Origin of the sequence: Dietzia sp. DQ12-76, from assembly GCF_014145045.1 — a bacterium.
Lineage (GTDB): Bacteria > Actinomycetota > Actinomycetes > Mycobacteriales > Mycobacteriaceae > Dietzia.
Window position 1 is genome coordinate 1 of sequence record NZ_JAALDV010000103.1, and the last position, 9477, is coordinate 9477.

10 protein-coding genes and 1 pseudogene are annotated in these 9477 nt (G+C 68.4%); 6 read left to right on the forward strand and 5 right to left on the reverse strand.

Translation table 11 applies throughout. The features are described from left to right. Positions 1–210 (forward strand): annotated as a pseudogene (locus tag G6019_RS04720) (hypothetical protein); the annotation flags it as partial. A 36-nt stretch (positions 211–246) separates the two neighbouring features. Here the strand turns inward: G6019_RS04720 and G6019_RS04725 are convergent. Genes G6019_RS04725 through G6019_RS04740 form a run of 4 tightly spaced genes read right to left on the reverse strand, consistent with a single transcriptional unit; the run spans position 247 to position 3517 of the window. Further along, positions 247–768: a flavodoxin domain-containing protein gene (locus G6019_RS04725; protein ID WP_182612200.1), complete on the reverse strand. Its 522-nt coding sequence runs from the start codon at positions 766–768 to the stop codon at positions 247–249. Between the two features lie 13 nt (positions 769–781). Then, positions 782–1843, reverse strand: a complete 1062-nt coding sequence (locus G6019_RS04730) for a ferredoxin--NADP reductase (protein ID WP_182612201.1) — start codon at positions 1841–1843, stop codon at positions 782–784. A 55-nt stretch (positions 1844–1898) separates the two neighbouring features. After that, the gene (locus G6019_RS04735; RefSeq protein WP_107755734.1) at positions 1899–2294 is read right to left on the reverse strand and encodes a hypothetical protein; all 396 of its coding nucleotides are present in this window, start codon (positions 2292–2294) and stop codon (positions 1899–1901) included. Further along, positions 2294–3517 carry a Rieske 2Fe-2S domain-containing protein gene (locus G6019_RS04740; RefSeq protein WP_107755735.1) on the reverse strand — a complete coding sequence of 408 codons (1224 nt, stop codon included), beginning with the start codon at positions 3515–3517 and terminating at the stop codon, positions 2294–2296. The genes G6019_RS04735 and G6019_RS04740 overlap by 1 nt, the downstream gene beginning before the upstream one ends. A gap of 188 nt (positions 3518–3705) precedes the next feature. Here G6019_RS04740 and hsaA point away from each other — a divergent pair, with 188 nt between their 5' ends. The 5 genes from hsaA (at position 3706) to G6019_RS04765 (ending at position 8894) form a co-directional block, all read left to right on the forward strand. After that, positions 3706–4881 carry a 3-hydroxy-9,10-secoandrosta-1,3,5(10)-triene-9,17-dione monooxygenase oxygenase subunit gene (hsaA, locus tag G6019_RS04745; RefSeq protein ID WP_107755736.1) on the forward strand — a complete coding sequence of 392 codons (1176 nt, stop codon included), beginning with the start codon at positions 3706–3708 and terminating at the stop codon, positions 4879–4881. A 33-nt stretch (positions 4882–4914) separates the two neighbouring features. After that, positions 4915–5814 (forward strand): iron-dependent extradiol dioxygenase HsaC, encoded by a 900-nt coding sequence (gene hsaC / locus G6019_RS04750; RefSeq protein WP_182612202.1) that lies wholly within the window; start codon positions 4915–4917, stop codon positions 5812–5814. Positions 5815–5899: 85 nt separating this feature from the next. Further along, positions 5900–6484 carry a 3-hydroxy-9,10-secoandrosta-1,3,5(10)-triene-9,17-dione monooxygenase reductase subunit gene (hsaB, locus tag G6019_RS04755; RefSeq protein ID WP_107755738.1) on the forward strand — a complete coding sequence of 195 codons (585 nt, stop codon included), beginning with the start codon at positions 5900–5902 and terminating at the stop codon, positions 6482–6484. Positions 6485–6492: 8 nt separating this feature from the next. Beyond that, positions 6493–7701 carry a hypothetical protein gene (locus G6019_RS04760; protein WP_107757974.1) on the forward strand — a complete coding sequence of 403 codons (1209 nt, stop codon included), beginning with the start codon at positions 6493–6495 and terminating at the stop codon, positions 7699–7701. Next, entirely contained in the window at positions 7698–8894 is a 1197-nt protein-coding gene (locus G6019_RS04765; RefSeq protein ID WP_107755739.1) for a sulfotransferase family protein, read from the forward strand. The genes G6019_RS04760 and G6019_RS04765 overlap by 4 nt, the downstream gene beginning before the upstream one ends. Positions 8895–8952: 58 nt before the next feature. Here the strand turns inward: G6019_RS04765 and G6019_RS04770 are convergent. After that, on the reverse strand, positions 8953–9477 hold a 525-nt coding region (locus G6019_RS04770; RefSeq protein WP_304506193.1), incomplete at its 5' end, for an inositol monophosphatase family protein.

Below are 9477 nucleotides of genomic sequence, written 5' to 3' on the forward strand. Positions count from 1 at the left end.
GCCGCGATCGCGGCTGCGTCGGCCGCGTCGGCCGGCGCCGTGTCGGTGAGCGCGGCCGCACTGGCCGTCGGTGTAGGGCTCCTGACGAACCTCGGCGTGAAGCTCGTTCTGGCCGGCGGTCTGGGAGGCGGCAGGTTCGCCGCGGCCCTGGGTGGACTGCTGGTCCCTGTCGCCCTGGCCGTCGGTCTCGGCATGGTGGTGGCCCTGTGATCGTGGGGGTCGGAGCGATGCGGGGCTGACCGGCGGTCAGTCCGGGTTCGACGGCGGCCGCGTCGCCCACGTGATCACGGGCCCCAGCGTGGACTCGTCGACCAGCTCCACTCGCTCCCGTGGCAGCAGCAGCCGGGCCATCGGTTCGTCCGGGGTCTTGCGCAATTCTCTGCGCAGCGCGGCCATGAGCACCCGGTCCGACCACCGCAGCCGGTCCGGGTCCAGGTCTCCGCGCAACTGGAAGACCGTGACCGCGCGGCCGGTGGCCGTGACGAGCTTCTGCGCGAGGGTGCCGCGCCCGGGGTCGTCGGCGGGGGAGAGGGCGACGACGACGAGCGCAGTGGGGCCCGGAGCCGATCGGATAGCCCGGATGATGCGCCGCCGCCCGAGGATGGTCGCGACGTACTGGGGAGCCAGGACGATCAACGGGTCGGCGGCGGCTGCGTGCCCCGGCGAGTCGAGTTCCACGGCGCGAGTGCCGAGCTTCTCGGCGAGTGCGTCCGCGTACCGACGAGTGGAGCCGTAGCGGGAGGTGAAGGTGACGAGGGGGTGGTTCACATCCTGGAGTGTGTCACTCGGAGTACGAGACCTCGACGCGATCGGTCTTGGGCAGGAGCTGGCAGCTCAGCACGTACCCTTCCTCGACCTCCTCCGGGTCGAGGATGCCGTTGTGGATCATCTCGACCTCGCCGGACTTCAGGACGCAGGCACAGGCGGAGCACTCACCCTTGCGGCAGGAGAACGGAGCCTTGATCCCCTTCGACAGCAGGACGTCGAGCAGCGGGGTGTTGCGGGGCCAGGAGACCTCGTGGGTCTCGTCGTCGAGTTCGACGATCGCCATGGCCGGCCCGGCGCCGTCATCCGAGGGCGAGTCGTCGATCACGATCTCGGCGAACGGGTCGCCCTCGATCGAGGAGAAGGCCTCGGTGTGGATGAGGTGCATGTCGGCACCCGCGCGGCGGAGGCCGTCCTTGACGGTCTCCATGAACGGTGCCGGGCCGCAGATGTACGACTGGCGCTTGGTGGCCACCGGGTGGAGCAGATTCCCGATCATCTCGGGGGAGGGGATGCCCGACACCGATTCGAGCCAGTGCAGGACGGTGAGCCGGTCGGGGTTCTCCCGCTGCAGGGTCTGCAGTTCGTCCTTGAAGATCACGGATTTCTCGTCGCGGTTGGCGTAGACCATGACGATGTGCCCGGTGCCCTGGGAGAGCGCCGACTTGAGGATCGACATCACCGGGGTGATTCCGGAGCCGGCGGCCAGGAGGATGAAGTCCTGGTCGAGATTCTTGGGCGTGAAGATGCCCGACGGTGCCAGGACGTGCATGGACATGCCGACCTCGGCGTTGTCACACAGCCAGTTGGATCCATAGCCGTCCACGGTGCGTTTGACGGTCACCTTGAGACGGGAGTCCTCGGTGGGGGAACTGGAGAGGGAGTAGCACCGCGCCACGGACCCGGTCCGGTCGCTGGGGATCCGCAGGGTGAGGAACTGGCCGGGGGTGTATCGGAAATCGTCCTCCGCGCCGGCCGGGATCTCGAAGACGATCGACTTGGCGTCGGCCGTCTCCTCGATCACCTCGGCGATCGAGAGTTCGCGCACGAAGGAGCCGAGTTGTGGGGTGGCGGTCATGGGTTGGGAGCCTATCGCTTGCGTGCGGCGGTTCGGGAGGTCACTCCGGGACGTCCTACTCCGGGACGAACAGAGGGTTGACCATGTGATCGGTGTCAGCGGGATCGACGCCGTCGGCGAGCGTGATCAGACCCTCCGCGTAGGCGTACCGGATGCTCGCGAGCATCCGGGGGCACGTGTCCTCGCCCTGGGGCCGCTCCCCGCCCGCCCGCCACTCGGAGAGCACGGGGCACGCGCGGTCACTGTTCGCGGTCCACTGGATCGAGGTGTGCTTCTCGCTGTTCTTGCGAACGGACGCGCAGGTCCCGCACGTGCGGCACTCCACGGGCTGGAAGCCCGCCCGGGTGTAGGTCTCGCGGTCGAGGTCCGTGTCACCGTGCAGACGCGCGGCGCGCGCCGGGTCGGACCGATCCCAGGTGGGGGCGCGCCGGGCGTCGTGCTGCTTGAACATCAGGTCTCCGCTCGGGAGGCGTTCGCTTCCCCGGCGACCTCGGCCATCCCGGTGTACTGGGTCTGCTCGTCCGAGGTCTCGGCCTCGCCCGCCTCCTGCTTGCGGAGGTTCTCGGCGACCTCGCTCTCCCAGTACGTGTTGGCGGCGGTGGTGTCGACCTCGAACTCGAAACGCTCCTGCATCTCGGGCTCTACCTTGTCCCGGTCCACGTAGAACTGCTCGTACCAGCGGCGGAGCTGGTAGACGGGTCCGTCCTCCTCGCACAGCAGCGGGTTCGCGATCTGGGACTTGCGCTGCCAGATCCTGACGTCCTGGAGGAACCCCTCGCCGAAGAACGTGGCGATCTTCGCGGCCATCTTGGCGGAAGTCGCGTCGTCGAAGCCCGCGGGCTTCTTCACCGAGAGTCCGTACATCAACACGAACGAGTTCTGGTCGATCGGGTAGTGGCAGTTGATGAGGATGGCTTCGGTCTCGAAGTCGCCGTACTTCTGCTTGAGGGGGTTGATCATGTACGCGGGGCCGAAGTAGGACGCCTCGGACTCCAGAAGGGTGTCCCCGTACTTGCCGCCGGTCGGGTCGTGGTCCGGCCGGCCCTTGGTGTTGAGGTACTGGGTGGCGGTCTGGCCCTCGAAGACGTTCTTGAAGTACGTCGGGAACGCGAAGTGGATGTAGTAGAAGTGCGCCATGTCGACGACGTTGTCGACGATCTCCATGCAGTTCGACCCCTCGATCACGAGGCGGTTCCACTCCCAGTCGGTCCACTCGTCGGTGCCGTACTCGGTGACTACCGGGATCGCGTCCTCGTCGCGGGGCGGGTTGCCCTCGTGGTCGTGCCAGACGAAGACCTGACCGGATTGGATGTTCGTGGTCCACGCGCGGGTCCTGGCGCGCAGGGGGACCCGCTTGGCGTAGGGGATGCCCTTGCACTTGCCGTCGCCACCCCACCGCCAGTCGTGGAACGGGCAGGCGATGTTGCCGTCCTTGATCTCGCCGTCGGAGAGGTCGCCTCCGAGGTGGCGACAGTAGGCGTCGAGGACCTTGACCTCGCCCTGGTCGTCCGCCCACACGACGAGCTTGGTGCCGAACGCCTGGATGGAGTGCGGTTTGCCGTCGCTGAACTCCTTGACGGTGCCGATGCAGTGCCAGCCGCGCGCGTAGCGTTCCCGCGCCTCACCCGTGTCGATCTCTCGGACGGCTCCGGGGGCCGAGCCAGTTGCGGTCATGATGATCCTCCTGAGGGCATGAGCCGGATGAGAACAGGTTATAGAATCGGGTTGCCGGTCACAACCAATCCCCGTCGGCGCTGGCACGGGGTGCCATAGCCTGCACTCGGGGGTATTCAGTCTGGTGCAAAACTGTAACGTGTTCTAGTCTAGGGTCAAGCGGCCTACAAAAGCCAGAGAGGGATCACATGAGCGAGCACGCCAACCACGAGGTCATCGACCGGATCAAAGCGCTGCTGCCCGGTTTCGCCGAGCGTGCGCAGGAGACCGAGGACCTACGCCGGGTCCATCCGCAGAACATCGCGGAGCTCGACGAGGCCGGTTTCTTCAAGCTCTGCCAGCCCGCCCAGTGGGGCGGGTACGAGGCGGACATGGAGGCCTTCTACACGGCGGCCATGACCATAGCCTCCGCGTGCCCGTCCACCGGGTGGTGCGCCAGCATCCTGGGGATCCACAACTGGCACCTGGCCCTGTTTCCCCAGCAGGCGCAGGAGGACGTGTGGGGGTCGGACACCACAGTCCGTATCTCGTCGTCCTACGCCCCGATGGGTGCGGCCACGAAGAACGACGACGGGTATCTCCTCAACGGCAAGTGGTCCTGGTCCTCGGGCTGTGACCACGCCGACTGGGTGTTCGTCGGCGGTCCGGTGCTGGACGCAGACGGCAAGATGATCGACTTCTGCACCTTCCTGGTCGAGAAGTCGCAGTACGAGATCCTCGACGTCTGGCACGTCGCCGGACTCAAGGGCACCGGGTCCAACGACATCCTGATCAAGGACGCGCTCATCCCCGCGCACCGCGTGCTGTCCTTCGGGGACATGGCCAACACGACCAGCCCGGGTCTCGAGGTCAACACCAACCCGATCTACCGGATGCCGTGGGGAACCATCCACCCCACGACCATCTCCACGCCGATCGTCGGGATGGCGTTCGGGTGTTACGAGGTGCACCGCGAGCACCAGCGCGCGCGGGTCCGCGCCGCGTTCGGCACCAAGGCCAAGGACGACCCGTTCGCCAAGGTGCGGCTCGCGGAGGCGGCGGGCGACATCGACGCCGCATGGCTGCAGCTCATGCGGAACGTCCGCGAGGAGATGGATCTGATCAAGGCCGGCGAGTTCCCGGGCATGGACATCCGCACCCGCGCCCGCCGGGACCAGGTCCGCGCGACCCAGCGGGCCATCGACGCGATCGGGCTGCTGTTCCAGAACTCGGGCGCCCGCGCGCTCGAGGACACCTCGCCGATCCAGCGGTTCTGGCGCGATGCCAACGCCGGTCGGGTCCACGCGGCCAACGAGGCGACCAAGGCGTACATCATGTACGGACAGAACGAGTTCGGCGAGAAGGTCGCGGACTCCATGGTCTGATCCGCCGGAGCCGATCGAGAGGACTGACTTGGCATGGCGATAAGCAACTTCGGGTATGTGCGGATCTACGCGACCGACATGGAGGCCTGGCGCGAGTACGGCACCAAGGTGCTCGGGTTCGTCGAGGGCAAGGGCGACGACCCCGACGCGCTCTACTTCCGTATGGACGAGAACCCGCATCGGTGGATCATCGTCCCCGGGCCGGAGGACACGCTCGCCGCGGTGGGCTGGGAGTGTGCGAACGAGGCGGAACTCGACGACGTCAGGCGCCGTCTCGAGGACGCCGGGGTCCCCTGGGAGGAGGGCTCGGACGAGGTGAAGCGGGACCGGAAGGTCCGCGGACTGATCACGTGCCAGGACCCCGCCGGGTTCACGCTGGAGATCTACCACACCATCGCGCTACAGCACCGCCGCATCCCCACGCCCTACGGCCACGAGTTCGTCACGGGGGACCAGGGTGCCGGCCACATCGTGCTCTCCACCCCGGACGAGGTCGCGGCGCTCGAGTTCTACCGCGACGTCCTGGGATTCTCCCTCCGCGACTCGATGAGTCTGCCGCCGGAGATCGTGGGTCGACCGGCCGACGGGGAGCCCGCCTGGCTGCGCTTCCTCGGGTGCAACCCCCGCCACCACTCCCTGGCGTTCACACCCTTCCCCAACCCGACCGGGATCATCCACCTCATGGTCGAGGTCGCGTCGGCCGACGACGTGGGGCTGGCGCTGGACCGGGCGTTGCGCAAGAAGGTCAGGATGTCGGCCTCGCTCGGTCGTCACGTCAACGACAAGATGCTCAGCTTCTACATGAAGACGCCCGGTGGTTTCGACTGCGAGTACGGCTGCGAGGGCGTGCAGGTCGACGATGCGGACTGGGTCGCGCGGGAGTCCACGGCGGTGAGCCTGTGGGGACACGATTTCTCCGTCGGCTTCAAGTAGAAGCCTAGGCTGGCCTCCCGGGCGGGACCGCCCGGGAGGCGATGACGCCCACGCACCACCCCAGTCCAGGGAGGACCGACTTCACATGAGCAGCACCGACCACCCCCCGGAGGGACAGAGCTTCTCCAGCCGGGACCTGCGCGACGCGCTCGGCCAGTTCTGTACCGGGATCACCGTCATCACGGCGGTCACGGAGGACGCGCCGGTCGGTTTCGCGTGCCAGTCCTTCTCCGCCCTGTCCCTCGAACCACCCCTGGTGCTGTTCTGCCCGATGAAGACGTCCGGCTCGTGGAAAGGGATCGAGGCGGCCGGCAGGTTCTGCGTCAACATCCTCTCCGAGGAACAGGAGGGCGTCTCCTCCACCTTCGGCCGTCGCGGCGACGACAAGTTCGCGTCGATCGACTGGTCACCGAGCCCGCTCGGCTCGCCGGTGATCCACGGCGTGATGGCCTGGTTGGACTGTGAGATCGACCAGGTCCTCGACGGTGGCGACCACTGGATCGTCCTGGGCCGGGTCGCCCATCTCGGACCGACCGAGCGGGACGTCCGGCCGCTGTTGTTCTACCGCGGCGCATATCTGAGTATCGAGGAGGACATCGTGGATCCGACGCCCGAACAGGAAGAGCTCGAGAACTTCATCACGTCCGCCGACTCGTACACGTGGCTGTGAGCGGCGCGATGGACGGGGCAGCAGTGGACGGGGCAGCAGGGGCGACCGCGCCGTTGGCGCGGGCGCTGGCCGAGGCGGAGGAGATCATCCGGTCGGCGCCGCACGTGCGGACCGAGGAGGACGTCGCGGAGGGGCTCGACTATCTGCTCGGGACCATCCGCGGGGCCATCGAGACCGGCCAGCACCGCGGACGCACACACCCTCAGTTGTTCCAGGCCACGGGTCCGTACACCAAGATGGGCCTGGACAACCCGGACACCCTGTACTTCTACGCCAACCTCGCCGACGGCGCCGAGTACGTGATCGAGGGTCGTCGCGGCACCACCGCGGACCTGTCGTTCCAGGTCATGGCAGGGACGTACTCGGCCGACGAACGCGCCGCGTCGCACGCCGCGTTCGACGACCGTGCTCTCGAGATCGACGACGACGGTCGGTACCGCTTCCGCCTGGGGCCACCACGGCATGACGACGACGAGGGCGACTCCGGCTACGTGGTGCTGCACCCGGGGTCGTCCATGATCGCCGTCCGCGAGGTGTACTCCGACTGGAGCCGGGAGGTGGCCGGGTCGGCGATCCTCCGCAGGGTCGACACGGTGGGCACCGCGCCGGAACCGGTGACGCTCGCCGGGCAGGAGAAGTTCTACGCCAAGCTCGCGCAGGCGCTGGTCGGGAGGCTGCGGACGTGGTTGGCGTTCCCGGAGTGGTTCTTCGGTGACCAGGAGCGCAACACACTGAACGAGCCCCGGCAGACCCCCGGCGGGCTCACCACCCAGTTCTCCTCGGCCGGGGTCTTCGAGCTCGGGGCCGATGAGGCCATGGTGATCTCCGTTCCCGTCGCGGGGGTCCCGTACCAGGGGTTCCAGCTGGGCAGCATGTGGTACGCCTCGCTCGACTACGTGCATCACCAGACGAGCCTCACCGCGGACCAGGCGCACGTCTCCGAGGACGGCATGATCCACCTCGTCGTGGCCGACCGCGACCCCGGTCTGGCCAACTGGATCGAGACCCTGGGGCACCGCGAGGGCATCATGCAGTTCCGGTGGCAGCGGGTGAGCGAGCCCATCACCCCGGAGCTCGGTCCGGCGGTCACAGTGGTGCCGTTCGACCAGCTCGCGAGCGAGGTCCCCGGCTACGACGACCAGCGGGTGAGCTCCGAGCAGTGGCGCGAGCGCATCGCCGCGCGGCAGGACGCGTTCGCGCGGAGAGGACTCTCATGACCGGATCGACCGTGACCGACGACGAGCGGGTGCACGTCGGGACCGTCGAGGACCTCCACGCGAGCGCCTCCCGGGCGATCGGGTTGGAGGACTTCGGCGATGGGCAGGACCACCACCGCGAGGCACTGGGCGTCCTCCTGGACTCCCTGCACTCCGATGCCGGGCTCACCCCGGCCGGGAGCAAGTACTGGCGGTCCGTGCTCAAGGGCGCGATGGTGGCGCGGCTCGTCTCGCAGGCGGGCTTCACCGCGGACCCGGCCCAGGCGGACATCGAGATCGTGCGGCCCGTCGTCGTCACCGGGTTGCCCCGGACCGGGACCACGGCGCTGCACCGGCTCCTCGGCGCCGACCCCGCCAACCAGGGGCTCGAGCTGTGGCTCACGGAGGTGCCCAAGCCGAGGCCGCCGCGGGACCAGTGGGAGGACGACCCCACCTACCGGGGACTACGCGACCTGTACGCCGGGTTCATGTCGGAGAATCCCGACTACGGAGGAGTGCACTACATCTCCGCCGACGACCTGGAGGAGTGCTGGCAGTTGCTGCGCCAGTCCGCGACGTCGGCCTCGTACGAGTGTCTCGTCAGGCTCGACGGGTACTCGACATGGCTGCAGAGCGTGGACTGGGTCCCCGCGTACCGACGGCACAAGCGGAACCTTCAGTTGATCGGTGCGGACGACCCCGATCGCCGCTGGGTGCTCAAGAACCCGAGCCACCTGTTCGCGCTGGACGCACTCCTCGAGGTGTACCCCGACGCCGTGGTGGTGCAGACCCACCGTGATCCGCGGAAGTCCATGGCGTCGATGTTCTCGCTGGCGCACCGGACCGCCGCGGACTGGTCGACCCGCTTCACCCCGGACTACATCGGGTCCTCGCAGCTCGACCTGTGGGCGCGGGGCGTGGCCGAGTTCGACGCGGTCCGTTCACGGCACGAGGCGGACCCGGGCTCGCAGGCGACGTTCGTCGACGTCAACCACCGGGAACTGATCGAGGACCCGGCGGGAGTGGTGGAACGGGTGTACGCCGCGGCCGGCGCGGGGCTCGACGACGACGTGCGGGACGCGGTCGAGGCGGAGAACGCCAGGAGCCTGTCCGGCGACCGCGCACCCGCACACCGCTACACACTCGCCGACTACGGGGTGACCGAGGACCAGATCGCCGAGCGGTTCGCCGGCTACCGGGGCCTCGAGGACTAGGCGGGTCCTCGACGACCAGGCGGGGTCGCGAGGCCAGGTACGTCGGTCCGGAGCCGGATCAGAGGTACTGCCGGGCCCCCTCGATGATGCGGTCGGCGACGTCCTCCTTGCACACGAGCAGGTCCGGGAAATCTATCTGCTCGACGTTGTAGACCAGTTCTGACCCGTCGAGTCGGCTGGCGTGCAGTCCGCGCTGGCGTACCACTCCGTAGGTGGCGGCCGAATCCCACTGGTGGTGGCCACTGGTGTGGATGTAGGCGTCGCACTCGTCCTCCACCACAGTGGCGGTCTTGCCACCACCCGAGCCGAGGCGGGCCAGCGACGCTCCCAGGGACTCGGCGAGTTCCTCCGCGAAGGCCGGTGGATCGGCCTCGGAGACGGCGATGCGCAGGCGGTCGTCCTCCCGCGGGGGCACCAGGGGACCCGGGCGCGGCCCGCGGATGATGGAGATCGGCTGGTACGTGGTGGCACCACGGCCGGTGATCACCCGCCCGTACGCGGGCATGGCGATCGCGCACGCGGTGATCCCGCCGGTGCCGTCGGGGCCGCGCTCCCACAGCGCCACGTGGACCGCCCAGTCCGG

Coding starts and splice junctions, on each gene's coding strand:
- G6019_RS04765 (WP_107755739.1), top strand. CDS start 7,698: ATGACCGGATCGACCGTGACCGACGACGAGCGGGTGCACGTCGGGACC.
- hsaC (WP_182612202.1), top strand. CDS start 4,915: ATGGCGATAAGCAACTTCGGGTATGTGCGGATCTACGCGACCGACATG.
- hsaA (WP_107755736.1), top strand. CDS start 3,706: ATGAGCGAGCACGCCAACCACGAGGTCATCGACCGGATCAAAGCGCTG.
- G6019_RS04740 (WP_107755735.1), bottom strand. CDS start 3,517: ATGACCGCAACTGGCTCGGCCCCCGGAGCCGTCCGAGAGATCGACACG.
- G6019_RS04735 (WP_107755734.1), bottom strand. CDS start 2,294: ATGTTCAAGCAGCACGACGCCCGGCGCGCCCCCACCTGGGATCGGTCC.
- G6019_RS04730 (WP_182612201.1), bottom strand. CDS start 1,843: ATGACCGCCACCCCACAACTCGGCTCCTTCGTGCGCGAACTCTCGATC.
- hsaB (WP_107755738.1), top strand. CDS start 5,900: ATGAGCAGCACCGACCACCCCCCGGAGGGACAGAGCTTCTCCAGCCGG.
- G6019_RS04760 (WP_107757974.1), top strand. CDS start 6,493: ATGGACGGGGCAGCAGTGGACGGGGCAGCAGGGGCGACCGCGCCGTTG.